At 71.7% G+C, this 25,185-nt stretch carries 19 protein-coding genes, 1 pseudogene and 1 riboswitch; of the genes and pseudogenes, 7 read left to right on the forward strand and 13 right to left on the reverse strand.

Annotation, left to right across the window (positions count from 1 at the left end; genetic code table 11):
* Window positions 1-34: 34 nt before the first annotated feature.
* From ABZ261_RS14965 to ABZ261_RS14975, 3 genes are all read right to left on the reverse strand, one after another.
* Entirely contained in the window at window positions 35-802 is a 768-nt protein-coding gene (locus ABZ261_RS14965) for a M23 family metallopeptidase (protein ID WP_356859092.1), read from the reverse strand.
* Between the two features lie 12 nt (window positions 803-814).
* A riboswitch (cyclic di-AMP (ydaO/yuaA leader) is annotated at window positions 815-977 on the reverse strand.
* Window positions 978-1,197: 220 nt separating this feature from the next.
* Window positions 1,198-2,586 carry a pitrilysin family protein gene (locus tag ABZ261_RS14970; RefSeq protein ID WP_356859094.1) on the reverse strand — a complete coding sequence of 463 codons (1,389 nt, stop codon included), beginning with the start codon at window positions 2,584-2,586 and terminating at the stop codon, window positions 1,198-1,200.
* Window positions 2,583-3,986 (reverse strand): pitrilysin family protein, encoded by a 1,404-nt coding sequence (locus tag ABZ261_RS14975; RefSeq protein WP_356859095.1) that lies wholly within the window; start codon window positions 3,984-3,986, stop codon window positions 2,583-2,585. The genes ABZ261_RS14970 and ABZ261_RS14975 overlap by 4 nt, the downstream gene beginning before the upstream one ends.
* Window positions 3,987-4,250: 264 nt before the next feature.
* On the opposite strand from ABZ261_RS14975, the gene ABZ261_RS14980 reads away from it, so the two are divergent.
* Window positions 4,251-6,710: a DNA topoisomerase IV subunit A gene (locus tag ABZ261_RS14980; protein ID WP_356859097.1), complete on the forward strand. Its 2,460-nt coding sequence runs from the start codon at window positions 4,251-4,253 to the stop codon at window positions 6,708-6,710.
* A gap of 94 nt (window positions 6,711-6,804) precedes the next feature.
* Here ABZ261_RS14980 and ABZ261_RS14985 read toward each other — a convergent pair whose 3' ends face one another.
* Window positions 6,805-7,890 carry a GTP-binding protein gene (locus ABZ261_RS14985; protein ID WP_356859099.1) on the reverse strand — a complete coding sequence of 362 codons (1,086 nt, stop codon included), beginning with the start codon at window positions 7,888-7,890 and terminating at the stop codon, window positions 6,805-6,807.
* Between the two features lie 235 nt (window positions 7,891-8,125).
* Between ABZ261_RS14985 and ABZ261_RS14990 the strand changes: the two genes are divergently transcribed.
* The 4 genes from ABZ261_RS14990 (at window position 8,126) to ABZ261_RS15005 (ending at window position 12,866) form a co-directional block, all read left to right on the forward strand.
* Window positions 8,126-9,379: a citrate synthase gene (locus tag ABZ261_RS14990; protein WP_356859101.1), complete on the forward strand. Its 1,254-nt coding sequence runs from the start codon at window positions 8,126-8,128 to the stop codon at window positions 9,377-9,379.
* A gap of 54 nt (window positions 9,380-9,433) precedes the next feature.
* The gene (locus ABZ261_RS14995) at window positions 9,434-10,375 is read left to right on the forward strand and encodes a sucrase ferredoxin (RefSeq protein ID WP_356859103.1); all 942 of its coding nucleotides are present in this window, start codon (window positions 9,434-9,436) and stop codon (window positions 10,373-10,375) included.
* A gap of 119 nt (window positions 10,376-10,494) precedes the next feature.
* Window positions 10,495-12,186 (forward strand): sensor histidine kinase, encoded by a 1,692-nt coding sequence (locus tag ABZ261_RS15000; RefSeq protein ID WP_356859105.1) that lies wholly within the window; start codon window positions 10,495-10,497, stop codon window positions 12,184-12,186.
* Window positions 12,186-12,866: a response regulator gene (locus ABZ261_RS15005; RefSeq protein ID WP_356859107.1), complete on the forward strand. Its 681-nt coding sequence runs from the start codon at window positions 12,186-12,188 to the stop codon at window positions 12,864-12,866. The genes ABZ261_RS15000 and ABZ261_RS15005 overlap by 1 nt, the downstream gene beginning before the upstream one ends.
* A gap of 57 nt (window positions 12,867-12,923) precedes the next feature.
* Here ABZ261_RS15005 and ABZ261_RS15010 read toward each other — a convergent pair whose 3' ends face one another.
* From ABZ261_RS15010 to ABZ261_RS15020, 3 genes are read right to left on the reverse strand one after another with little or no spacing between them, the layout of a single operon-like run.
* The gene (locus ABZ261_RS15010; protein ID WP_356859109.1) at window positions 12,924-13,976 is read right to left on the reverse strand and encodes an ABC transporter substrate-binding protein; all 1,053 of its coding nucleotides are present in this window, start codon (window positions 13,974-13,976) and stop codon (window positions 12,924-12,926) included.
* A 50-nt stretch (window positions 13,977-14,026) separates the two neighbouring features.
* Window positions 14,027-14,905, reverse strand: coding sequence for an ABC transporter permease (locus ABZ261_RS15015; protein WP_356859111.1), 879 nt, complete (start codon window positions 14,903-14,905; stop codon window positions 14,027-14,029).
* Entirely contained in the window at window positions 14,895-15,710 is an 816-nt protein-coding gene (locus ABZ261_RS15020; protein WP_356859113.1) for an ABC transporter ATP-binding protein, read from the reverse strand. Before ABZ261_RS15020 ends, ABZ261_RS15015 begins: the two co-directional genes overlap by 11 nt.
* A gap of 158 nt (window positions 15,711-15,868) precedes the next feature.
* Here ABZ261_RS15020 and ABZ261_RS15025 point away from each other — a divergent pair, with 158 nt between their 5' ends.
* The gene (locus ABZ261_RS15025; protein WP_356859115.1) at window positions 15,869-16,561 is read left to right on the forward strand and encodes a response regulator; all 693 of its coding nucleotides are present in this window, start codon (window positions 15,869-15,871) and stop codon (window positions 16,559-16,561) included.
* Window positions 16,562-16,672: 111 nt separating this feature from the next.
* Here the strand turns inward: ABZ261_RS15025 and ABZ261_RS15030 are convergent, their stop codons facing one another.
* The 4 genes and pseudogenes from ABZ261_RS15030 to ABZ261_RS15045 all read right to left on the reverse strand — a co-directional run bounded on the left by ABZ261_RS15030 (window position 16,673) and on the right by ABZ261_RS15045 (window position 21,733).
* Window positions 16,673-18,268, reverse strand: a complete 1,596-nt coding sequence (locus tag ABZ261_RS15030; protein ID WP_356859117.1) for a cation acetate symporter — start codon at window positions 18,266-18,268, stop codon at window positions 16,673-16,675.
* Window positions 18,265-18,720, reverse strand: coding sequence for a DUF485 domain-containing protein (locus ABZ261_RS15035; RefSeq protein ID WP_356859253.1), 456 nt, complete (start codon window positions 18,718-18,720; stop codon window positions 18,265-18,267). The genes ABZ261_RS15030 and ABZ261_RS15035 overlap by 4 nt, the downstream gene beginning before the upstream one ends.
* Window positions 18,721-18,873: 153 nt before the next feature.
* A pseudogene (locus tag ABZ261_RS15040) lies at window positions 18,874-19,305 on the reverse strand (LuxR C-terminal-related transcriptional regulator); the annotation flags it as partial.
* Window positions 19,306-19,609: 304 nt separating this feature from the next.
* The gene (locus ABZ261_RS15045) at window positions 19,610-21,733 is read right to left on the reverse strand and encodes a DNA topoisomerase IV subunit B (protein ID WP_356859119.1); all 2,124 of its coding nucleotides are present in this window, start codon (window positions 21,731-21,733) and stop codon (window positions 19,610-19,612) included.
* 447 nt (window positions 21,734-22,180) lie between these two features.
* Between ABZ261_RS15045 and ABZ261_RS15050 the strand changes: the two genes are divergently transcribed.
* Window positions 22,181-22,411 carry a hypothetical protein gene (locus ABZ261_RS15050; RefSeq protein ID WP_171114502.1) on the forward strand — a complete coding sequence of 77 codons (231 nt, stop codon included), beginning with the start codon at window positions 22,181-22,183 and terminating at the stop codon, window positions 22,409-22,411.
* A gap of 110 nt (window positions 22,412-22,521) precedes the next feature.
* Here ABZ261_RS15050 and ABZ261_RS15055 read toward each other — a convergent pair whose 3' ends face one another.
* Both ABZ261_RS15055 and ABZ261_RS15060 read right to left on the reverse strand, forming a co-directional pair.
* Window positions 22,522-23,370: a serine protease gene (locus ABZ261_RS15055; RefSeq protein WP_356859121.1), complete on the reverse strand. Its 849-nt coding sequence runs from the start codon at window positions 23,368-23,370 to the stop codon at window positions 22,522-22,524.
* A gap of 120 nt (window positions 23,371-23,490) precedes the next feature.
* Window positions 23,491-25,032, reverse strand: a complete 1,542-nt coding sequence (locus ABZ261_RS15060) for an RNA polymerase sigma factor (protein ID WP_356859123.1) — start codon at window positions 25,030-25,032, stop codon at window positions 23,491-23,493.
* Between the last annotated feature and the right edge of the window lie 153 nt (window positions 25,033-25,185).

Consider the following 25,185-nt stretch of genomic DNA (forward strand, 5'->3'; position numbering starts at 1 on the left):
GTGAGACGGGGCTCCGGATTCCGCGCGAGGGGCGTCAGAGATCCACGCCGTGCTGGCGGAGGTAGGCGACGGGGTCCACGTCTGAGCCGTACTCGGGGGTCGTGCGGGCCTCGAAGTGGAGGTGCGGGCCGGTGACGTTGCCCGTGGCGCCGGACAGGCCGATCTGCTGGCCGGGGACGACCTTCTGGCCGACCGTGACGCCGATGGACGACAGGTGGCCGTACTGGGTGTACATGCCGTCGGCCATCCGGATCACGACCTCGTTGCCGTACGCGCCGCCCCAGCCGGCGGAGACGACCGTGCCGGCGCCCACCGCGTGGACGGGGGTGCCGCTGGCCGCGTGGAAGTCGACACCGGTGTGCGAGCCGGAGGACCACAGGGAGCTGCCGGCCTGGTAGGCCGTGGAGACGTACGAGTGCGCGATCGGCGCGACGTAGGCGTTCAGCAGCTTGCGCTCGGCCTCGCGGGCGGCACGGGCCTTGGCCTCGCGCACCTCCTGCGCGCGCTTCGCGGCTGCCTCGGCGGCCGCCTTGGCCGCGGCCTCCTCGGCCGCCTTCTGCTCGGCGGCCCGCTGCTGGGCGACGGCCTGCTCGTCGATGCGCTCGGCGACGTCGTCGCTCGCGGTGAGGACCGGGGTGAGGCCGGTCTCCTCGGGCGAGGGCTCGGCGGCGAGCGCCGGGGAGGCGGCGAGCGTTCCGATGACGCCGGTGGTGGTCAGGGCCGCGACACCGGCCGCCTGAGCGGTGGTGCGCTTGACCCGGCCGGGCTTGCGGTGCTTGCCCGTGGCGCACATGAACGCCATAAGGTGGCTGATCCTTTCCTTCCGTCTCGCCTACCGGGTTAGCTGACGGGTTCGGAGCAGGAAGGTCTCCTACGGGCCCCCTGCGCTCGCGCGCGGGCGCCCGATTCACCCCGGGGGACGGTGGGTCCCCGGCTCCCCTGGCTCGCGCCGTACGGGGATTCGGCGATGGCTGTCCGGTGCCGCGGGTGCGGCGCACTGCCTGACGAACAGCCTGCACGAAGGTACGGGGGCGTGCGTTCAATACCCAAACGCACGCGGGATTTTGTAGCGCATCCCACAGGGCAGACAGGCAACCTCCGCCGCAAACCGGGCATCTGGGCGGGCGAGTGGAACAGCAGGGGCCCTGACGACCCGTAGGTCGCCAGGGCCCCACGCGCGCGTGTGCCGTCGCCGGGCTACTCCGCGGAGACGACGGTGACTTCGCCGATGCCGAGCGCCTCGACCGGCGCCTTGATCTGCGCCGCGTCGCCCACGAGGACCGTCACCAGGCGGTCCACCGGGAAGGCGTTGACGACGGCCGCGGTGGCCTCCACCGTGCCCGTGGCGGCCAGCTGCTGGTAGAGCGTGGCCTGGAAGTCGTCGGGCAGGTGCTGCTCGACCTGGTCGGCCAGGGTGCTCGCGACGGCCGCCGCGGTCTCGTACTTCAGCGGCGCCACACCGACGAGGTTCTGCACGGCGACGTCCCGCTCGGCGTCCGTCAGGCCGTCCGCCGCGAGGGTGCGCAGCACCTTCCACAGGTCGTCCAGCGCCGGGCCCGTGTTGGGCGTGTCCACGGAGCCGCTGATGGCGAGCATCGCGGCGCCGGTGCCGTCGGGCGCGGACCGCAGGACCTGCGCGAAGGAGCGCACGCCGTAGGTGTAGCCCTTCTCCTCGCGCAGCACGCGGTCCAGGCGGGAGGTGAGGGTTCCGCCGAGGCAGTACGTGCCGAGCACCTGGGCGGGCCACACCCGGTCGTGCCGGTCGGGGCCGATCCGGCCGATGAGCAGCTGTGTCTGGACGGCTCCGGGCCGGTCCACGACGACCACGCGCCCGGTGTCGTCGGCGGTCACCGGCGGCACCGGACGGGCCTCGCCCGGGGTGCCGCTCCACGCGCCGAGGGTGTCGCCGAGCAGCGCGTCCAGATCGACGCCGGTCAGGTCGCCGACGACCACGGCGGTGGCGGTGGCGGGGCGCACATGGCGGTCGTAGAAGGCGCGCACGGCCGCCGCGTCGATCTTCGCGACCGTCTCCTCGGTGCCCTGACGCGGACGGGACATGCGCGAGGACGCCGGGAACAGCTCCCTGGAGAGTTCCTTGGCGGCCCGGCGGGCGGGGTTGGCCAGCTCGTGCGGGATCTCGTCCAGGCGGTTGCGGACCAGCCGCTCGACCTCGCTCTCGGCGAAGGCGGGCGCGCGCAGGGCGTCGGCGAGCAGACCGAGGCCCTTGGCCAGCCGGGAGGCGGGGACCTCCAGGCTGAGCCGGACGCCGGGGTGGTCGGCGTGCGCGTCGAGCGTGGCGCCCGCGCGCTCCAGCTCGGCGGCGAACTCCTCGGCGGAGTGGCGGTCGGTGCCCTCCGAGAAGGCGCGCGCCATGATCGTGGCGACGCCGTCCAGGCCCGCCGGTTCGGCGTCCAGGGGCGCGTCCAGCAGCACCTCCACGGCGACGACCTGCTGGCCGGGGCGGTGGCAGCGCAGCACCGTCAGGCCGTTGCCGAGCGTGCCGCGCTCCGGGGCCGGGAACGCCCACGGCCTGGCCTCGCCCGGCTGCGGCTGCGGGTGGAAGTCCATCGTGGCGAGCTCGGTCACTTGGCCGTCTCCTCGTTCTCGTTCCGGCCGGAGCCCGCCTCTACGGTCGCTTCCTGCTCCGGGTCCTGCGGGATCCCGGCGTCCTCGACGGCTTCCGGGGACTTCGGTTCGTAGACCAGGACCGCGCGGTTGTCGGGGCGCAGCCGGGCCTTGGCGATCTCCTGCACCTCCTCGGGGGTCACCTCCAGGACGCGCTGCACCGCGGTGAGGGCGAGCTGCGGGTCGCCGAACAGGACGGCGTACCGGCACAGTTCGTCGGCGCGGCCGGCGACCGTGCCGAGCCGGTCCAGCCACTCGCGCTCCAGCTGGGCCTGGGCGCGCTCCATCTCCTCCGGCGTGGGCCCCTCCTCGGCGAACCGGGCCAGCTCCTCGTCGATGGCGGCCTCGATGACCGGCACCTCCACGTCACCGGAGGTCTTCACGTCCAGCCACCCCATCGAGGGGGCGCCGGCCAGCCGCAGCAGGCCGAAGCCGGCCGCGACGGCCGTACGGTCGCGGCGCACCAGCCGGTTGTACAGGCGGGAGGACTCCCCGCCGCCCAGGACGGTCAGGGCGAGGTCGGCCGCGTCGCACGCGCGCGTGCCGTCGTGCGGCAGCCGGTAGGCGGCCATCAGGGCGCGCGCCGGGACCTCCTCCACGACGACCTCGCGCAGCTGCTCGCCGATGACGTCCGGCAGGGAGCCGTCGCGGGGCTCGGGCTTGCCGTCGTGCGCGGGGATCGACCCGAAGTACTTCTCGATCCAGGCGAGGGTCTGCTCGGGGTCGATGTCGCCGACCACGGAGAGCACCGCGTTGTTCGGCGCGTAGTAGGTGCGGAAGAACTGGCGGGCGTCCTCCAGGGTGGCCGCGTCCAGGTCCGCCATCGAGCCGATCGGCGTGTGGTGGTACGGGTGGCCCTCCGGGTACGACAGGGCGGTCAGCCGCTCGAAGGCGGTGCCGTAGGGGACGTTGTCGTAGCGCTGGCGGCGCTCGTTCTTGACGACGTCCCGCTGGTTCTCCATGGACTCCTCGTCCAGGGCGGCCAGCAGGGAGCCCATGCGGTCGGCCTCCAGCCAGAGCGCGAGCTCCAGCTGGTGGGCGGGCATGGTCTCGAAGTAGTTCGTGCGCTCGAAGCTGGTGGTGCCGTTGAGCGAGCCGCCGGCGCCCTGCACCAGCTCGAAGTGGCCGTTGCCCTTGACCTGCGCCGAGCCCTGGAACATGAGGTGCTCGAAGAGGTGAGCCAGGCCGGTGCGCCCCTTGACCTCGTGGCGGGAGCCGACGTCGTACCAGAGGCAGACCGCCGCCACCGGGGTCAGGTGGTCCTCGGAGAGCACCACGCGCAGACCGTTGGCCAGGCGGTGCTCGGTCGCTGTCAGGCCCCCGGAGCCTGCCTCGGCTGTGGTCGTGTGACCCATGGGCATGTACATCCCTTCGCGAGCGGAGGCGGTCGAAGAAACCGCGCTTTTCCTGCCGGTCCTGCCACTGTATGCAAAGCGTGCGGGGCCCCGGCGACGTTCCCGCCGGACGTACGCCCACAGCGGATCGCGTAGCCTGCGTGACGCGTGCCGCGGGACGGCTTCCCGGCACCGGTGCGGACCGCACGGACCGGGTCGTGCCCGCGCTGTCAGTGCAGCGGTCCACAATGGTCCGCGTCAGACCCGTCAGATCAGGAGGAGCCGGCAGCGATGGCCCGCCGCAGCACGAAGACCCCGCCGCCCGACGATTCGTACGAGGAAAAGATCCTCGACATCGACGTCGTGGACGAGATGCGTGGCTCCTACCTCGAGTACGCGTACTCGGTCATCTACTCGCGCGCCCTGCCGGACGCCCGCGACGGCCTCAAGCCGGTGCACCGCCGGATCGTCTACCAGATGAACGAGATGGGCCTGCGCCCCGACCGCGGCTATGTGAAGTGCGCGCGGGTCGTCGGCGAGGTCATGGGCAAGCTGCACCCGCACGGGGACGCGTCGATCTACGACGCCCTGGTGCGCATGGCGCAGCCGTTCTCCATGCGCGTGCCGCTGGTCGACGGCCACGGCAACTTCGGCTCGCTGGGCAACGACGACCCGCCGGCCGCCATGCGGTACACCGAGTGCCGGATGGCCGAGGCGACCGGCCTGATGACCGAGTCGATCGACGAGGACACCGTCGACTTCGCCCCGAACTACGACGGGCAGGAGCGGGAGCCGGTGGCGCTGCCCGCGGCCTTCCCCAACCTGCTGGTCAACGGCGCCTCCGGCATCGCGGTGGGCATGGCGACGAACATGCCGCCGCACAACCTGCGGGAGGTCGTCGCCGCCGCCCGCCATCTGATCCGGTACCCGAACGCGGACCTGGACGCGCTGATGAAGCACGTGCCGGGCCCCGACCTGCCGACCGGCGGGCGGATCGTCGGCCTGGACGGCATCCGGGACGCGTACGCGACCGGCCGCGGCACGTTCAAGATGCGCGCCACGGTCTCGGTCGAGAACGTCACGGCCCGCCGCAAGGGGCTGGTCGTCACCGAACTGCCGTTCTCGGTGGGCCCCGAGAAGGTCATCGCGAAGATCAAGGACCTGGTCAACGCGAAGAAGATCCAGGGCATCGCCGACGTCAAGGACCTCACCGACCGCGAGCACGGCCTGCGCCTGGTCATCGAGATCAAGAACGGCTTCGTGCCGGAGGCGATCCTGGAGCAGCTGTACAAGCTGACGCCGATGGAGGAGTCCTTCGGCATCAACAACGTCGCCCTGGTCGACGGCCAGCCGCTGACCCTCGGTCTGAAGGAGCTGCTGGAGGTCTACCTCGACCACCGGTTCGACGTGGTCAGGCGCCGCAGCGAGTTCCGCCGCGGCAAGAAGCGCGACCGGCTGCACCTGGTCGAGGGTCTGCTGACCGCGCTGATCGACATCGACGAGGTCATCCGGATCATCCGCTCCAGCGACAACTCCGCGCAGGCCAAGGAGCGCCTGAGGGAGCGCTTCTCGCTGAGCGAGGTGCAGACGCAGTACATCCTCGACACGCCGCTGCGCCGGCTCACCCGGTACGACCGGATCGAGCTGGAGGCGGAGAAGGACAAGCTCACCGCGGAGATCGCGGAGCTGACCCGGATCCTGGACTCGGACGCGGAGCTGCGCAAGCTCGTGTCGTCCGAACTGGCCGCCGTGGCGAAGAAGTTCGGCACCGACCGGCGCACGGTCCTGCTGGAGTCCGCGGGCGCGCCGGCGGCCACCGTCCCGCTGCAGGTGGCCGACGACCCGTGCCGGGTGCTGCTGTCCTCGACGGGCCTGCTGGCCCGTACGGCGACCGACGGGCCGTTCCCGGAGGCGGCGGGCGCCAAGCGGGTCAAGCACGACGTGATCGTCTCGGCGGTGCCGGCCACCGCGCGCGGAGTGATCGGCGCGGTGACCTCGGCGGGCCGCCTGCTGCGGATCGACGTCGTCGACCTTCCGCAGCTGCCCGAGACGGCGACCGCGCCGAACCTCTCCGGCGGGGCGCCGCTCGCGGAGTTCGTCTCCCTGGAGGGCGACGAGACGGTGGTCTGCCTGACCACGCTGGACGAGTCCTCGCCGGGTCTGGCGCTCGGCACCGAGCAGGGCGTCGTCAAGCGGGTGGTGCCGGACTACCCGTCCAACAAGGACGAGCTGGAGGTCATCACCCTCAAGGAGGGCGACCGGATCGTCGGCGCGGTGGAGCTGCGCACCGGCGAGGAGGACCTGGTGTTCATCACCGACGACGCGCAGCTGCTGCGTTTCCAGGCCTCCCTGGTGCGCCCGCAGGGCCGCCCCGCGGGCGGTGTGACGGGCATCAAGCTCGCCGAGGGCGCGAAGGTGATCTCCTTCACGGCGGTCGACCCGGCAGCAGACGCGGTGGTGTTCACGGCCGCGGGCTCGCGCGGCACGCTGGACGACTCGGTGCAGACGACGGCGAAGCTGACCCCGTTCGACCAGTTCCCGCGCAAGGGACGGGCCACGGGCGGCGTGCGCTGCCAGCGCTTCCTGAAGGGCGAGGACTGCCTGTCGCTGGCCTGGGCCGGCCCGGCTCCGGCGCGTGCGGCGCAGAAGAACGGCGCCCCGGCGCAGCTGCCGGAGCCGGACCCGCGCCGGGACGGTTCGGGCACGTCGCTGCCGAAGACGGTGTCGGTGGTGGCGGGACCGGTGCGCTAGGCGGCTTCCGTGCGGATCGGGCCGGATCGCGGCCCGGGCCGATCCGGAGGACCCCCTGGCCTCCGCGACGCCGGGACGCTCCGAGCGACGCGGCCTAAGCGCCGTACGCTTCCGCGTCCGGCTCCTCCTCGGAGCCCTGCACGTAGCGCAGGACGCCCCACATGCCGTGCTCGTCGGCGTGCGGGGCGTCGTTCCCGCACGCCTCCAGTTCCTTGCGGAGGGCGTCGGCGTCGATGCCGGAGCCGATCAGCACGAGCTGGGTGAGACGGCCGTCTCCGGCCGGCCAGGGCTCGGGGTAGAAGCGCAGGAACCGGCCGACGGCGTGGACGGCGTACCGGTTGAGCGGGTCGTACGGCCCGAAGTCGACGTATCCCTTGATCCGGTACAGCCCCTCGGGACGGCTGTCCAGGAACCGCATGAGCCGGCGGGGCTCCAGGGGCGTGTCGGAGGCGAAGGACAGGCTGTCGTAGCCGGTGTGCAGATGACCGGCGTGAGGGTGCTCGTCGTCCTCCCCGTGCTCGTGCAGGTCGTCGAAGGAGAGCTGCCCGATGCGTTCCTCGCCGGGCCTGCAGTCGAAGAGGAACTCGGGGTCGATGCGGCCGTAGGTGGCGGGGACGACGGCGGCGCCGTCGGTGAGCGACCGCACCAGGGCGAGCACCCGTTCGCCGTCCTCGGCCCGGTCGAGCTTGTTGACGACGACGAGGTCGGCGAGGGCGAGGTGCCGGTCGATCTCGGGGTGCCGTGCCCGCGTGGCGTCGAACTCGGCGGCGTCCACGACCTCGACGAGGCCGCCGTACACGACGCCCGGATGTTCGCTGGCGAGCACCATCCGCACGAGTTCCTGCGGCTCGGCGAGCCCGCTGGCCTCGATGACGATCACGTCGATGCCGGTGGCGGGCGCGGCGAGCCGGTCCAGGTACCGGTCGAGCTCGCTCACGTCGACGGCGCAGCACAGGCAGCCGTTGCCGAGGGAGACGGTGGAGTCGCCGAGGGCGCCGGCGACGGCCATCGCGTCGATCTCGATGGCCCCGAAGTCGTTGACGACGGCCCCGATCCTGCTGCCTCCGCTGCGGTGCAGCAGGTGGTTGAGGAGGGTGGTCTTCCCGGAGCCCAGGAAGCCGGCGAGCACGACGACCGGGATCTGCCGCGGACTGCGGCTGTCTGCCGGACTGTTCCCCAAGCTGTTCCCCAACGGGCGGCCTCTCTGACACTGCGGCGCACACCGGCTCGCGGTCCGGCGGTGCGGACGAGCACGCACTGGGCGTCCAGGATACGAGCAGGACGCGGCCGGCCGAGGCCGCCGGGCGGCCGATCAGTGATTGATCCGACAGTCCATTGTTGATGAATTGCATGTCAACATTGCTTGCATCAATCCCCTCCGATCAACGTGTGAAGAGACGGCTACGGTGGCCCTCATGCGCACTCAGGAACCCCCGCACCGCCCCGGGCGCCGGCTGACCACCAGGGAGGCGGCCGAACTGCTCGGCGTGAAACCCGAGACGGTCTACGCGTACGTCAGCCGCGGCCTTCTCAGCAGCCGACGCGAACCCGGCGGCCGGGCCAGCACCTTCGAGGCCGAGGAGGTGGAGGCGCTCGCCCGCCGCAACCGGCGGGAGGCGGCCGGGACCCCGGGCTCCGGCGGGGACCTGTCCGTCCGCACCCGCATCACGCTGATCGAGCAGGACCGGTACTTCTTCCGCGGCGTGGACGCCGTCGAGCTGGCCGCCCGCCACCCCTACGAGGAGGTCGCGGAGTGGCTGTGGACGGGACGGCTCGCTCCCGGGGCGACGTTCACCGCGCCCGGGGCCACCGTCGAGGTCGCCCGCCGCGCGGTGGCCGCCCTGTCCGAGCACGCCTCCCCGGTGGACCGGCTGCGGGTGGCGGCGATCGCCGCGGCGGCCGAGGACCCGCTGCGCTTCGACCTGTCCGAGGAGGCCGTGCTGAACACGGCACGGATCCTCATCCCCACCCTCGTCGCCGCGCTGCCGCCGGCCCTGCACGGCCACAGGGACGACGGCCCGCTCGCCCGGCGCCTGTGGGCCCGGCTGACCGGCCACCCGGCCGACGAGGCCTCCCTGCGCGTCCTGGACACCGCGCTCGCCCTGCTCGCGGACCACGACCTGGCCGCCTCCACGCTCGCCGTGCGGGTCGCCGCCTCGGCCCGGGCGCACGCCTACGCGGCCGTGTCGGCGGGATTCGGCGTCCTCGAGGGCCCGTTGCACGGTGCGGCCAGCGGCCTGGCGCACCGGATGCTGCTCGACGTGCTCGACCAGGGCACGGCGGTTCCGGTGATCGCCGACGAGCTGCGCGCGGGCCGTCGCATCCCCGGGCTCGGCCACCGGCTGTACGCGGGCGAGGATCCGCGCGCGCGGGCGCTGTTCCGCCTCCTGGAGGAGGTGCCGCACGCCGAGCCGGCGCTGCTGGCGGCCCGTGACGTCGTCGCCACGACCGCCCGGCACACCCCGCTGCACGCCAACGTCGACCTGGCCCTGGCGGTGTTCACCGCTTCCAGCGGCATGCCCGCCACGGCCGGCGAGACGATCTTCGCCGTCGCGCGGACGGCGGGCTGGATCGCGCACGCCCTGGAGGAGTACGGCGAGCGCCCGCTGCGCATGCGCCCCAGCGGGCACTACGTCGGCGCCCGCCCGCCGCAGCCGCTCCCGGAGTAGGACACACCCCCGGCCGGAAGTCGCCCCGTCGGAAGTCAGGTTAGGCTCGCCTCTGTGAGTACGTGCACGACCGTCTCCCGGAGCCTCGACGAGCCGATGTCCGGCACTGCGGCCACGGCGACGACATGGCTGCTGCTGGAGCAGCCCGGCCCGTGGGGTCCCAAGGCGCTCACTTCGAGCCACCTGGATCCCGCGCTGGGCCGGGCGCTGGAGGCGGCCGCCGGCGGAACCGGCGTCCGCGTCGCCCTCATCCGGCGCCCCGGACGGCACGCCGACCCCGGCACTCCCTCGGTACGGCGGGTGTACGCGGCCCACACCGTCCCGGGGCGGGTGTGGCTGCACAGTGCCGACACCCGAGACCCGCAGCGGCTCCTCGGACTCGACTTCGCCGCCCTCGGGGCGGGCGACCCCCGTTCCTTCGCCGCGGTGCTGGGCGGACGGCCGCACCGCGGCGACCCGCTCGCGCTCGTGTGCACCAACGGCAGGCGTGACCGCTGCTGCGCCCTCCTGGGCCGCCCCCTCGCCGCCGAGCTGATCGCCTCGGGGGTGCGCGGGGTGTGGGAGGTCACCCATCTGGGTGGACATCGTTTCGCGCCGACCGTGCTCGTGCTGCCGTACGGCTACGCCTACGGGCGCGCCGGGGCGCACACCGTCAAGGAGGCCCTGCACGGCGTGCGGGAGGGGCGGGTGGTCGTCGAGGGGTGCCGTGGGTGCTCCGCGTGGGAACGGCCCGGCCAGGCGGCCGAGCTGGCCGTCCGGTCGGCCGCGGGCGAATACCGGGCGGGGGTGCTCGACGTCACGCGGACCGACGGCACGGGCCCGCGCTGGGAGGTCACCGTCGCCCATGCCGACGGCCGCCGGTGGCGGGTCACCGTGGTGCAGGGGGCGTCGCTGCCGCCCCGCCCGGAGAGCTGCGGCGCCGCGGTGCTCGGTACGCCGGCGCGGATGGACGTGGTGGACGTGCGCGAACTGAGGCCGACGGCACTGGCGAGCTAGCGGCACGTCGGCGGTGGCAGGAGCGGTGGCAAGAATCGATCGCCCCGTCAAGGATTGATCAAGAGATCCGCGCCACACTCCCTGGGGCGCCTCAGGCCGGTCCCACTACGGTCGTGGGTATGAGCCCCACTGCCCCCGCTCGCCGCCTGCGCCTCGGTCTGCCACGGCGGGTGTTCTCGCAGGTGCTGCTGATGCAGGTGGCGATCGCCGCGGGGGTCGCGGTGCTCGCGACCGGGCTGTTCCTGGCGCCGCTGAGCGAACAGCTCGACGAGGAGGCGATGCGCCGCGCCCTGGCCATCGCCCAGACCACCGCGCAGGACCCGCAGATCGCCGAGGGCCTCCTCACCACCCGGCCCACGCGGGACGGCCCCGTGCAGAAGGAGGCCGAGCGCGTCCGCCGGGCCACGCACGCCGAGTACATCGTGGTGCTGAACCGGGACTGGGTGCGCTGGTCGCACCCCACGGCCTCGCAGATCGGCCGGCGCGTCTCCACCGACCCGAGCGACGCCCTGGCCGGCAAGGAGGTCATGGAGATCGACCGGGGCACCCTGGGGCGTTCTGCCCGCGGCAAGGTGCCGCTGTACGACGCCGACCACCGCATCGTCGGGGCGGTCTCCGTCGGCATCGCCTACGACAACGTGCGGGCACAGCTGACCAGCGCCATCCCGGGGCTGTTCGCGTACGCCGGCGGCGCCCTCGCGGCGGGCGCGCTCGCCGCCTGGCTGATCTCCCGCCGGGTCCAGCGGCAGACCCGCGACCTGGCGTTCTCCGACATCTCGGCGCTGCTGGCGGAGCGCGAGGCGATGCTCCACGGCATCCGGGAGGGCGTGGTCGCGATCGACCGCGGCGGCCGGATCCGGTTGCTCAACGACGAGGCGCGGCGGCTGCTGGGCATCGGCGACGAGGCCGTCGGGCTGACCCCGGACGAGGCGCTGGGCGCGGGCCGTACGACGGACGTGCTGGCCGGCCGGGTGACCGGCACCGACCTGCTCACCGTGCGCGGCCAGCGGGTCCTGGTCGCCAACCGCATGCCCACCGGCGACGGGGGTGCGGTGGCCACCTTGCGCGACCGCACCGAGCTCGAGCAGTTGGGGCGTGAACTCGACTCCACACGCGGGCTGATCGACGCCCTGCGCGCCCAGGACCACGAGCACGCCAACCGCATGCACACGCTGCTCGGGCTGCTGGAACTGGACATGTACGACGAGGCGGTGGAGTTCGTCGGCGAGGTGGTCGGCGACCACCGGGCCACCGCCGAGCAGGTCACCGAGAAGATCGATGACCCGCTGCTGGCGGCGCTGCTGGTCGGCAAGGCGACGGTGGCGGCCGAACGCGGGGTCGCGCTCTGGGTGTCGGAGCACACCCGGCTCCCGGACCGGCTGGTCGATCCGCGGGGCCTGGTGACCATCGTGGGCAACCTCGTGGACAACGCCCTCGACGCGGTCGCGGGCACCCCGCACGCGCGCGTGGAGGCCGAATTGCGCACGGAGGGCCGTACCGTCGTGCTCAGGGTGTGCGACACGGGTCCGGGGATCCCGGCGGAGCACCGGGAACTGGTCTTCACCGAGGGGTGGTCCACCAAGAAGCCCCCCGCGCACGGCAAGCGCGGCCTGGGGCTCTGCCTGGTGCGCCGGCTGGCCGAGCGGCAGGGCGGAAGCGTGACCGTGGGCACGGCCGCGGGCGGTGGCGCGGAGTTCACCGTCATCCTGCCCGAGGCGCTGAGCGAGCCGCGGCCGGACCCGGCCGTCACGGGCGCCGCCGAGCCCGGTGCGGCCGCCGCGCACGTTCCGGTGACCACGGAGGAGGCGTGATGATCGAGGTGCTGGTCGTGGACGACGACACCCGGGTGGCCCGGGTCAACGCCGCCTACGTGGAGAAGGTGCCCGGTTTCCGTGTGGCAGGCGAGGCGCACAACGCGGCGGAGGCGCTGCGTCAGGTGGAGACGCTGCCGCGGCTCGACCTGGTCCTGCTGGACCACTATCTGCCCGACGACACGGGTCTCGCCGTGGTCCGGGAGATGCGCCGGCGCGGCCACACGGCCGACGTGATCATGGTGACGGCGGCACGGGACGTCTCGACCGTGCAGGCGGCCATGCGGCACGGGGCGCTGCAGTACCTGGTGAAACCGTTCGCCTTCGCGGGCCTCAGGGCCAAGCTGCAGGCGTACGCCGAGCTGCGGCGGACCCTGGACGGCGGCGGGGAGGCCGAACAGGCGGAGGTGGACCGGATCTTCGGCGCCCTGTCCGCCGCGGCGGAGCCGGGTCTGCCCAAGGGGCACTCCGCCACGACGACCGAGCTGGTGCGCCGGGCGCTGAGGAACGCCGAGGTTCCGCTGTCCGCCCATGAGGTCGCCGAACGGACGGGGGTGAGCCGGCAGACCGCCCAGCGGTATCTGAAGCTGCTGGAGCGCACCGGACAGGCCCGGCTGACCCTGAGGTACGGCGAGGCGGGCCGCCCGGAGCACCGTTACGTGTGGGCGACCCGCGGCTGAGCGCCTGCGAGCAGCACGCGACGAGACCGCTCTCCCGCCGCTCGACGGCTGCTTCCCCTACTTGGCCGCGTCGACGAACTCCGTCGTGTACGTCTTGCTCAGGTCGATCTTCGCGTTCTTGATGGTGGGGTTGAAGGCCTTGAGGACCTTCTCGACGGTCTCGGGGCCGCCCTGGGGCATGACGCCGTCGTCGGTGAACATCGGAAGGGTGCTCTTGACGGCCTTCGCGTAGAGGGCCTTGTCGCCCTGGGAGTAGTCGGCGGGCATCTTGGCCGCGATCTCGTCGGCGCTGTGCGTGGACATCCACTTGAGTGTCCTGACGAATGCGTTGACCAGCTTCTGCACGGTGTCCTTGTGTCCGTTCACCCAGTCCGTCTGCATGTACAGACTCGACGACGGGTACGGCCCGCCCAGCGCCTGCTGCGATCCCTCGGGGGTGCGCATGTCGATGAGGACCTTGCCGGCCTTCTTGTCCAGGATGGTCGCCACGGTCGGGTCGGTGGTCATGCCGCCGTCGATCGCGCCCTTCTGCAGCGCCGCGATGAACGTCGGCCCGGCCCCGACCGCGACCGGCGTGAACTCGCTGATCTTCACGCCGTTCTTGACCGCCAGGTACTTGGTCAGGAAGTCGGTCGAGGAGCCGAGTCCGGTCACGCCGAGCTTGCGTCCCCCGAAGTCCTCGGGGGACGCGAGATCGCCCGCCGCCTTGCTCGACACGACCTCCACCTCGCCCGGCGCGTGCGAGAACTGCACCACGGACTCGACCGACTTGCCCTTCACCTGCAGATCGAGGGTGTGGTCGTAGAAGCCGACCGCTCCCTGGACCTGGCCGGAGACGAGCGCGGTCTCGGCCTGGACCCCGGCGGGTTCGCTCAGGAGCTGGACGTTCAGGTTCTCGGCCCGGAAGTGGCCGAGGCGCTGGGTGAGCATGGCGGGCAGGTAGATGACCTTGTCCAGGCCCCCGACCATGATCTTGACGGTCTCCCCCTTGCCGCCGCCTCCGCCGGCGTCGGCCGTGGAGCTCGCGGCGTCGTTGGCGCAGCCGGTGAGCGAGGACAGGGCGAGCAGTCCGGCACAGGCCGGAAAGGCATATCGGGCGGTCTTGCGCATGCGGTTCACGTCCTTGTGGGAGGGCGGTACGGGTAACGGGCGGGAGGGCGTCAGCGGTCCGAGCCGGCGGGCCTCCACCGGAAGATGCGGCGCTCGGCGAAGGTCAGCAGCCCCTCGGCGACGAGCGCGACGACCGCGAGGATGACCATCGCCGCGTAGACGCCGGCCGCGTTGAACGTGTTCTGGGACTGTGCGACGAGCAGGCCGATGCCCTTGGTGGCGCCGATGTACTCGCCGACGATGGCGCCGATCAGCGCGAAGCCGAAGCTCACGTGGAGACTGGTGAAGATCCATGAGGTGGCCGACGGGATGACCACCTGGAGGGTCACCCTGCGGTCGCTCGCGCCGAGGACGCGCGCGTTCGCCACCAGGTTGCGGTCCACCTCCCGGGCGCCCTGGAAGGCGTTGAAGAACACCGGGAAGAAGACGAGGACGACCGCGGACGCCACCTTGGACGACGGGCCGAGGCCGAACCAGATCAGGAAGATGGGCGCCAGGACGATTCGCGGGATGGAGTTGAGCACCTTGATGTAAGGACCAAGGACCTCTGCGAGCAATCTGATCCGCCCGAGCGCGATGCCGAGCAGCACCCCGGCGACCACGCCGAAGACCCAGCCGAGCAGTGCCTCGTACAGCGTGTACCAGATCTGCTCGCCCAGGGAGCCGAGCGCGGTTCCGTGCGTCACCCAGATCCGGATCTGATCCCCAATCTTCGAGGGCATCGAGAAGTTGAACGGGTCGATGACCTCGGCACGGGACAGCGCCTCCCACAGGCCCAGGACGGCGACCAGAAGGACCACGCGGGCGGCGTTGACCAGGGCCCTGCGCCGGCGGGCGGCCAGGGCGCGGGTCTGCGCGCGATCGGGCGCCTTGCGGGCGGGCGTCCCGGCGGTGCCGACGACCGGGGTGCTCAGTACCTCAGGCGGCATCGGCGGCGCCCCTCTCCCGGGTGATGCGGACCTCTTCGCCGAGGGACGCCCAGATCTCGCGGTAGATCTCGATGAACCGCGGCTCCAGACGCACCGACTCGACCTTCCGGGGGCGAGGCAGGTCGATGTCGAAGACCTGCTTCACGGTCGCGGGTCCGGCGGTCATCACGACGACCTTGTCGGCCAGCGCGATGGACTCCTCCAGATCGTGCGTGACGAACACGACGGAGGCGCCGGTGCCCTCCCACAGCTCCAGCAACTCGTCCGACATCAGGGCGCGGGTCTGCACGTCGAGCGCCGAGAACGGCTCGTCCATGAGGAGGATCTCGGGGTCGTTGACGAACGTGGCCGCCAGGGCGACCCGTTTGCGCTGGCCCCCGGAGAGCTGGTGCGGATAGCGGTCCTCGAAAGCGGTGAGCCCGACCCGGGCCAGCCACTCCCGGGCCTTCTCCTTGGCCTCCGCCTTCGGGACGCCCCGGAAGCGCGGGCCCGCCATGACGTTCGACAGGACGGTACGCCAGGGGAAGGTGGCGTCCTGCTGGAAGACGAAGCCGACCTTGTCGCCGACGCCGTCGACCGGCTTCCCGGCCACCAGCACCTCACCCTCGGTGGGCTCCTCCAACCCGCTCACCAGCGTCAGCGTGGTGGACTTGCCGCACCCCGTCGGTCCGACGACGGCCACGAACTCACCGCGCTCCACGGTGAGGTCAAGCCCGCTCACGGCCGTGTGCGATGCCCCGGACGGCGTCCTGAAGGTCTTGCCTGCGCCCCGCAGTTCGATGGCGGGGCTGGTGTGTGCGCTCATGGGCCCGGACGGTAGAGGGGGGCCGGGCCCAGCAGGAGTCTTGTGAGCACAAGCCGTTCTTTTGCTCGCAAGACTCTGTTGTGCTCGTTTCGCTCGGGTTACAACTGCGGAGCCGAAGACACGGGCGCACAGCTCGCCGGCCTTGGAGGAGAGGCCTGATGATTGACGTCCTCGTGGTGGACGACGACTTCCACGTCGCCGAGATCAACGCCAGGTACGTGGGCAGGGTTCCCGGCTACCGGGTGACCGCTCGCGCGCACAGTGCCGCCCAGGCGTTGGCGGCCGTCGGACGCGGCACCGTGGACCTGGTCCTGCTCGACCACTACCTGCCTGACGAGACCGGCCTGGAACTCGTCCACCGCATGCGCGAGCAGGGCCACGGCACCGACGTCATCATGGTCACCGCGGCCAGCGATGTGACCACCGTGCAGCGGGCGATGCGTCTGGGCGCCCTGCACTACCTGGTCAAGCCGTTCACCTTCGCCGCGCTGCGCGCCCGCCTGGACTCCTACGCCGCCCTGCGCCGCACGGTGGACCGGGTGGGCCGCCGGGGCCTGACGGGCCAGGAGCAGGTCGACCGGATATTCGGCGCCCTGCGCACCGCCCCCGCGCCGGCCGCACCGAGTCCGCCGAGCGGCCGCTCGGAACCCACGACCGACCTGATCTGCGGGGTCCTGCATCGCGCCGGCCACCCGCTCTCGGCCCACGAGGTGGCCGCGCGGACCGGCCTGAGCCGCTCCACCGCCCAGCGCTACCTCCGCCACCTCGAGCAGGCCGGCCGCCTCCGCCTCACCCTGAAGTACGGCGACACCGGCCGCCCGGAACACCGGTACGCCTGGGTGGGGCCGTGAACCGGGACAGCGTCGGGGACGCGCGTGCCGGCCTTCGCGGCGCGGGGGTGTTCCGAACGGCGGGGCCGCCGGGGGTGTTCCGAACGGCGGGGCCGCCGCACGGACAGGCGGCTACACGGCTCCGGCCCCGGTCAGCGAGCGCACCTCCGTCTCGGCGTACGCGGCCTCGTCGGTGGCCTCGCCGGAGGTGACCGTGCCCAGCCAGCCGGCGAGGAAGCCGAGCGGGATGGAGACGATGCCCGGATTCTCCAGCGGGAAGTACTGGAAGTCGACGTGGGGGAAGAGCGAACCCGCACTGCCGGACACCACCGGCGAGAGCAGCACCAGCCCGATCGCCGGGATCAGACCGCCGTAGACCGCCCACACCGCGCCGCGCGTGGTGAACCCCCGCCAGAACAGCGAGTAGAGCAGGACGGGCAGATTCGCCGAGGCCGCGACCGCGAAGGCCAGACCCACGAGGAACGCCACGTTGAGGTCGCGCGCCAGCAGTCCGAGGGCGATCGCCACGACGCCGATGCCGACCGCCGCGCACCGTGCCACCGCCACCTCGCTGCGCGGGGCCCTGCCGCGCGGCCGGCGCAGCGACGCGTACAGGTCATGGGCCACCGAGGCCGAGGAGGCGAGGGTGATGCCGGCGACCACCGCCAGGATCGTGGCGAAGGCGACGGCGGCGACGATCGCGAACAGAACCGTCCCACCGGTGGAGCCCGCTCCGCCGCCCAGGTCGAGGGCGAGCAGGGGCACCGCTGTGTTCCCGGCGGCGTTCGACCCGCGCACGGTCTCCGGCCCGACCACCGCCGCCGCGCCGAACCCGAGGACGATGGTCATCAGGTAGAAGCTGCCGATGAGGCCGATGGACCACACGACGGAGCGGCGGGCGGCCCGCGCGGTCGGCACGGTGTAGAAGCGCGACAGGATGTGCGGCAGACCCGCCGTGCCCAGCACCAGCGCGAGCCCGAGGCTGATGAAGTCGAGGCGGGCGGTCCAGTCCCCGCCGTACTTCAGACCCGGCGCCAGGAACGCTTTTCCGTGGTCGCTGCGCTCCGCGGCCGTGAGCAGCAGCCGGTCGACGTCTCCGTGGAACCGCAGCAGCACGAGCACGGTCAGCGCGACCGTCCCGCTGAGCAGCAGGACCGCCTTCACGATCTGGATCCAGGTGGTGGCCCGCATCCCTCCCAGGGACACGTAGATCACCATGAGCGCGCCCACACCGATGACCGTCCAGGCCTGGGCGGCGCCGCTCGTCCGCCCCAGCAGCAGCGCCACCAGGCTGCCCGCGCCCACCATCTGCGCCACCAGGTACAGCACGGACACCGTGACCGAGGACGTTCCCGAGGCGATCCGCACCGGCCGCTCGCTCATCCGCGCGGCGATCACGTCCGCCAGGGTGAACCGCCCGCAGTTGCGGACCAGTTCGGCCACCAGGAACAGCACGACCAGCCACGCCACGAGGAAGCCGACCCCGTACAGCAGCCCGTCGTACCCGTACAGGGAGACGAGCCCGGCGATCCCGAGGAAGGACGCCGCCGACATGTAGTCGCCCGCGATGGCGAATCCATTTTCCATCGGCGAGAACAACCGCCCGCCGGCGTAGAACTCCTCCGCCGAGCCATGCCGCCTGCGGCTCACCCAGGTGGTGATGCCGAGGGTGACGGCCACGAAACCGCAGAACAGCACCAGGGCCAGGGTCTGGTGATCACCGGTCACAGGGCACCCCTTCGCACTCCGCGGGTGAGTTCCTGCGTGTCCCACCGCAGTTCCAGCGCGGCCCGGTCCCGGCGCAGCCGCGCATGCCGGGAGTAGGCCCAGGTGAACAGGAACGTGGTGAGGAACTGCCCGAGTCCCGCGAGCATCGCCACGTTCACCGCGCCCGCGACGGGCCGGGCCATGAAGCCCGGTGCGGTCGTCGCGGTGATCACGTATCCCACGTACCAGGTGAGGAAGGCGGCTGTCCCCGGCACCACGAACCTCCGGTACCTGCTGCGCACCTCCTGGAACGCCTCACTGCGCTGCACCTCGACGTACACGTCCTGGGCGCGCACCGCCGCCGCGCCCGGTTCCCCGCGCGGGGGCGGCACGACGGGCGCCGTCCCGCCGGCGCCGTCCGGTCCGCCCCGGCCCGGGGCCGGCGCGTCGTACCAAGGGTTCTCGCCCGTCACGTCCCGGGCCGGGACGACGTGGGCTTGCCGGCTCCCGGCCGGGCTCTGGGGACCGTCCCCGACTTCGCGGGAGAGACCGTTGCTTGACTGCATGCCCAAGGATGGACAGACCGGGAGCATCTCCACCTCTTCAACCTCGGGCTCTTCACCCCATCAGGTGACCCGCCCCGGGGGTGGCCGCACCAGGGCCTTGCCGTAGGCGCAACGCGCGGTCCGCGTCCGGTCCTTGAGGCCCGCCCGTCCTGGCGAAGCGGTTGCTGAGGTGCGTCTCCACGGTCGCGGTCGACACGCGCAGTCTGCGGGCGATCTCCCTGATGACCGAGGCCTTCGGCGATCAGCACCAGGACCTCGGTCTCCCGCCCTGTCCCCCGTCGGGCGCCTCAGCGCCGCCGACGCGGGCCTCGGGCTCCGCCTCGGACTCCGGCTAGGGCTCGGGCTCGGTCTGCGTCAGCCGCTCCAGCAATCGGCGGCGAACGCTCGGCGACAGCCCGCCTCCCCCGGCAGGACCCTGAGCAGCGCCGCCCGGATCGCCGGATGCTGCGGCCGGATCCGCCGGGTGGCCTCCGCCCCGTCGCAGCGGGGCATCCCGCGGTAGATCGACGCGCCGCCCACGGCAGTCGAGCCCCGGCTCGGCCGGGCAGCAGTGGTTCGCGCTCGGCTCCAGGACGGCGCCGAGCCCTGTCACCACTGGCATGTGCACGGCGCGTGCCCTCGCCGGCATGCGGGCACCAGCATCTTCGACCTCACCGGGCCGCCCACCGCCGGGCGCAAGCCCCGCCTGGGCGGCCGACCTGCCGGAAGGCCGAGCCGGGGCGCCAGAAGGCCGGGCCGGGGCGCCGCCGCTCCGGCCGACGGCGGCCGCCGAGGGGCCGGAGCGGCGGCGCAGCGGCTACGCGTCGATACGCGAGCGGTCCAGCGTCGCCGCAGAGCTCGAGATGAACTCCTTGCGCGGCGCGACGTCGTTGCCCATCAGCAGGTCGAAGACCTGCTCGGCGGCCTCCAGGTCGGAGAGGTTGATGCGGCGCAGGGTGCGGTGGCGCGGGTCCATCGTGGTCTCGGCCAGCTGGTCCGCGTCCATCTCACCCAGACCCTTGTAGCGCTGGATCGAGTCCTTGTACCGGATGCCCTTGCTCTGGAACTCCATGAGCTTGTCGCGCAGCTCGCGGTCCGAGTACGTGTAGACGTACTTGTCCTGGCCCTTCTTCGGCTGGATCAGCTCGATGCGGTGCAGCGGCGGAACCGCGGCGAAGACCCGGCCGGCCTCGACCATGGGCCGCATGTAGCGCTGGAACAGCGTCAGCAGCAGGCAGCGGATGTGGGACCCGTCCACATCGGCGTCGGTCATCATGATGATCTTGCCGTAGCGCGCCTGGTCGATGTCGAAGGTGCGGCCCGAGCCCGCTCCTATGACCTGGATGATCGCCCCGCACTCGGCGTTCTTGAGCATGTCCGTGACCGAGGACCGCTGGACGTTGAGGATCTTGCCGCGGATCGGCAGCAGAGCCTGGAACTCCGAGTTCCGCGCCAGCTTGGCCGTACCGAGGGCGGAGTCCCCCTCGACGATGAACAGCTCGCTGCGGTCGACGTCGTCGCTGCGGCAGTCGGCGAGCTTGGCCGGCAGGGACGAGGACTCCAGGGCGGTCTTCCGGCGCTGGGCGTCCTTGTGCTGGCGGGCCGCGACACGGGTGCGGGCTGCTGCGACCACCTTCTCCATGACGACACGGGCCTGAGCGGCGGCGTCCCGCTTGGTGGCCGTCAGGAACGCCTTCAGCTCCTTGGAGACCACACTGTTCACGATCCGGCGGGCCGCCGAGGTGCCGAGGACCTCCTTGGTCTGCCCCTCGAACTGCGGTTCGGCCAGGCGCACGGTGACGACGGCGGTGAGGCCCTCCAGGGCGTCGTCCTTGACGATGTTGTCCTCGGCCACGCGCAGCAGCTTCTTGGCGCGCAGCACGTCGTTCATCGTCTGGGTCAGGGCCTGCTCGAAGCCGGTGACATGGGTACCGCCCTTGGGGGTGGCGATGATGTTGACGAACGACCTGACAGTGGTGTCGTAGCCGGTGCCCCAGCGCAGCGCGACATCGACGCCCAGCTCGCGGGTGACCTCGGTCGGGGTCATCTGACCGTGCTCGTCCAGGACCGGAACAGTCTCCTTGAACGTGCCCCGGCCGGAGAAGCGGAGGACATCGGAGATGGCCTTGTCGTTCGCCAGGTACTCGCAGAACTCGCTGATACCGCCGTCGAAGCGGAAGGACTCCTCACCCTTGCTGCCGCCCTCGCCGAGGCCGAACTCGTCGCGGACGACGATGGTCAGGCCGGGCACCAGGAAGGCGGTCTGGCGGGCGCGCTGGTGCAGGTTCTCCAGGGAGAGCTTGGCGTCCTTCAGGAAGATCTGCCGGTCGGCCCAGTAGCGCACACGCGTGCCGGTGCGCGTCTTGGGGATCTTCTTGGTCTTGCGCAGACCGCTGCGGGCCTCGAACTTCGCGTCGGCGCCGTCGGCGGCGAAGACGCCGGGCGCACCGCGCCGGAAGCTGATGGCGTGGGTGTGGCCGCCGCGGTCCACCTCGACGTCGAGGCGGGCGGAGAGGGCGTTGACCACGGAGGCGCCGACGCCGTGCAGACCGCCGGAGGCGGCGTAGGACCCGCCGCCGAACTTGCCGCCCGCGTGGAGCTTGGTCATGACGACCTCGACCCCGGACAGGCCGGTCTTGGGCTCCAGGTCCACGGGGATGCCGCGGCCGTTGTCGCGCACCTCCACGGAGCCGTCGTCGTGGAGGACGACCTCGATGTGGTCGCAGTAGCCACCGAGGGCCTCGTCCACGGAGTTGTCGATGATCTCCCACAGGCAGTGCATGAGACCGCGGCTGTCGGTCGAGCCGATGTACATGCCCGGGCGCTTGCGCACGGCCTCGAGGCCCTCGAGGACGAGCAGGTGCCGCGCGGTGTAGTTGGAACCGTCCCGGTCTGCTCCTGCCAGCAGCGCTGTGGACGGCACGGACGTATCGGCGGTCACGCGGTTCGCTCCTCGCTGAATTTCAGATGGCCCCCCTCTGGGTAAGGGGGCGGCTTCGGTCGCCGCTCAGAGGGTACCGAGGCCTGGTAGAGCCGGTGTAACGCCACCCTCGTCGGGGAACTCAGACTAGTCCAAGCTCGCAAACGCGTTCGATACCTCGATGGAGTGAAGCACACATCACGTTCCCTTGGAGGCATGAACCATTTAGGCTCCGGGCACGTCCTCATGAACAACCGGCAACCCAGCCGGGAGGACCGAGACCGAGACAGCAAGACAGCGCGAACCCGTACGCACAGACAAGACGCAATACGGCACATTCGCCGCCAACCGGCAGCAGACAGCCACCTCGGAGATTTTTTTCGAGGAGAAGCCACGAGCGGGAACGTTTTCGGGCTGGTTGGATGTTGACCCTGGTACGACAGCTCGTCGAGCTAGAGAAGAGGCGACGTGACTACTGTTCTGACCCCCGCGAGCCCGTTGACGGCCGCCGATCGCTGCGACCGCTGCGGCGCCCAGGCATACCTGCGCGTCGTCCTGCTCAGCGGCGGAGAACTGCTCTTCTGCGCCCACCACGGTCGCAAGTTCGAGCCGGAACTCAAGAAGATCGCCGCTGAGATACAGGACGAGACGGAGCGACTGACGGCCGTTCCGAACACCGCTTCCGAAGAAGAGCGCTGAATCTCGCACCACGACGAGCCAGCTCCGGCACAGGCCGGTGGTACGGGCGGCCCCTCCCACCAGGAGTGGCCGCCCGCGCTCGTACCCGCGGGCAGGCGCGCACGAGCGTTCTACGCCCCGCCCGCACCCCTTGCGAGCTGCTCCAGCGCCCGCACGACCTCGGAGACACGCGTGTAGACCCCGGGGCTCCCCCGCCGCCCGCAGCCGCTCCCCCACGACACCAGCCCGATCAATCGCCCCCTGGCCACCAGAGGTCCACCGCTGTCTCCCTGGCAGCTGTCCGGACCGCCCGCGGGCTCGCCGGCACACAGCATGCCGGCTGCCTGATAGGCGCTCCCGGAGCTTCCGGGATAGGCGCCGGCGCACAGGTCGTCCGGGAGTACGTGGAGCCGTGCGGCGCGCAGCCGGCGCGCATAGGCTCCCCCGCCGGACGTGTCGCCCCACCCGGTGACGAAGGCGTCCGTGCCCGGTGCGTAGCCCGGGTCGCCCGTGCGCGCCATGGCGACGACCGCGGTACGCGGCACTTCCCGGGCGAGGGTGAGGACCGCGAAGTCCCCGGTGTTGCTCGTGGCCTCGTACGCGGGATTGACCAGGACGTCCCGTACGGGTATCTCGTCGCCCTCCGCCGACAGCAGGTCGGTGCGGCCCACTATGACCTTCAGGTCGCGCACACGGTCCGGTGGCGCCCCCAGGACGTCCTCGGTCAGGCAGTGGGCCGCGGTCAGCACGGTGGTACGGGTGACGGCGGCGCCGCCGCAGAACTGGCCCGCTCGCGTACCCCCGAACCGGTCACGGCTGGCCAGCGCCACCGTCCAGGGGGCCTGCGAGACATCGATCGGAAACCCCCCGACCACCACGCTGCCGGCGGTCGCCGTGGCGCCGCCCACCAGGGGTATCGCGGTCATGACGGCCGCCAGGGCCAGCGGCCGGCTCAGTGCCCGGGCAATGGAACGGCGCATGCAGGCTCCTCACTCTGGGTTCTCCTGGGACACCCAGGGTGATCCAGGGCGCGGCAGCGCGCAGCACGAAGGCCCGGCCTCCCCGAAGGGAGCCGGGCCTTCGCCGTCCTGCGCCGCGACCTAGTCGAGGTAGTCGCGCAGCACCTGGGAACGGGACGGGTGGCGCAGCTTCGACATGGTCTTGGACTCGATCTGGCGGATGCGCTCACGCGTCACGCCGTACACCTTGCCGATCTCGTCGAGGGTCTTGGGCTGACCGTCGGTGAGGCCGAAGCGCATGGAGACGACACCGGCCTCGCGCTCGGAGAGGGTGTCCAGCACGGAGTGCAGCTGCTCCTGCAGGAGCGTGAAGCTGACCGCGTCGGCCGGGACGACAGCCTCGGAGTCCTCGATGAGGTCACCGAACTCGCTGTCGCCGTCCTCGCCCAGCGGGGTGTGCAGCGAGATGGGCTCGCGGCCGTACTTCTGGACCTCGATGACCTTCTCCGGGGTCATGTCGAGCTCCTTGGCCAGCTCCTCCGGGGTGGGCTCGCGGCCCAGGTCCTGGAGCATCTGGCGCTGCACACGGGCGAGCTTGTTGATGACCTCGACCATGTGCACCGGGATGCGGATGGTGCGGGCCTGGTCGGCCATGGCTCGTGTGATCGCCTGCCGGATCCACCAGGTGGCGTACGTGGAGAACTTGTAGCCCTTGGTGTAGTCGAACTTCTCGACCGCGCGGATCAGACCGAGGTTGCCCTCCTGGATGAGGTCCAGGAAGAGCATGCCGCGGCCGGTGTACCGCTTGGCCAGGGAGACCACCAGACGGAGGTTGGCCTCCAGCAGGTGGTTCTTGGCGCGGCGGCCGTCCTCGGCGATGATCTCCAGCTCACGCTTGAGCTTCGGGGCGAGCTTGTCGGAGTTCGCCAGCTTGTCCTCGGCGAACAGGCCCGCCTCGATGCGCTTGGCCAGCTCGACCTCCTGCTCGGCGTTCAGCAGGGGGACCTTGCCGATCTGCTTCAGGTAGTCCTTGACCGGGTCGGCGGTGGCGCCGGCCGCGGCGACCTGCTGCGCGGGCGCGTCGTCCTCGTCCTCGTCGGACAGGACGAAGCCGGCGCTCTCGGTGCCCTCCGGCTCGTCGGCGACCTTGGTGTCCTCGAGGACCTCTTCCTCGAGGAGCTCGACGTCGTCCTTCTTGGCCGTCGTCTTCTTGGCGGCCGTCTTCTTGGCGACGGTCTTCTTCGCGGTCGCCTTCTTGGCGGCCGTCTTCTTCGCGGCAGCCTTCTTGGCGGGAGCGGCTTCCTCTGCGGACTCGGCTGCCGCCGGTGCGGCGGGGGCCGAGGGGGCGGCCGTGGTGGCGGTGGCCTTCCTGGTGGTCACCGTCTTCGCCGCGACCGTCTTGGTGGCGGTGCGCTTGGCGGGGCTCTTCGCTGCGACGCTCTTGCGGGTGCGCTTGGGCTCTGCGGCACTGACCATCAGCGTCACACCCTCTTCCTCAAGGATCTGGTTGAGGCTGCGCAGTACGTTTTTCCACTGAGTGGCCGGAATCTGGTCAGCTTCGAAGGCCCGACGCACATCGTCGCCGGCGATCTGCCCCTCAGCCTTTCCCCGCTCAATGAGCGCCATGACAGAGACGGACTCGGCGATCTCCGGCGGGAGCGTACGGGATGTGCTGGCCGACACGAACAACCTCTCGGAACGTTGGAAAACGGCTTTCGGCACCGTCCACTGCGGACAGGAGCCGACCACCGGCCTGGGGGTGGGCCGACGGCGCGGGCGGGGGCCGGGGAGATGCACAGCGCCTGCTATGGCGTCCGTATTCCCTCCGCGGCTTGT

Origin of the sequence: Streptomyces sp. NPDC006193 (assembly GCF_040613915.1) — a bacterium.
Taxonomy (GTDB): Bacteria; Actinomycetota; Actinomycetes; order Streptomycetales; family Streptomycetaceae; genus Streptomyces.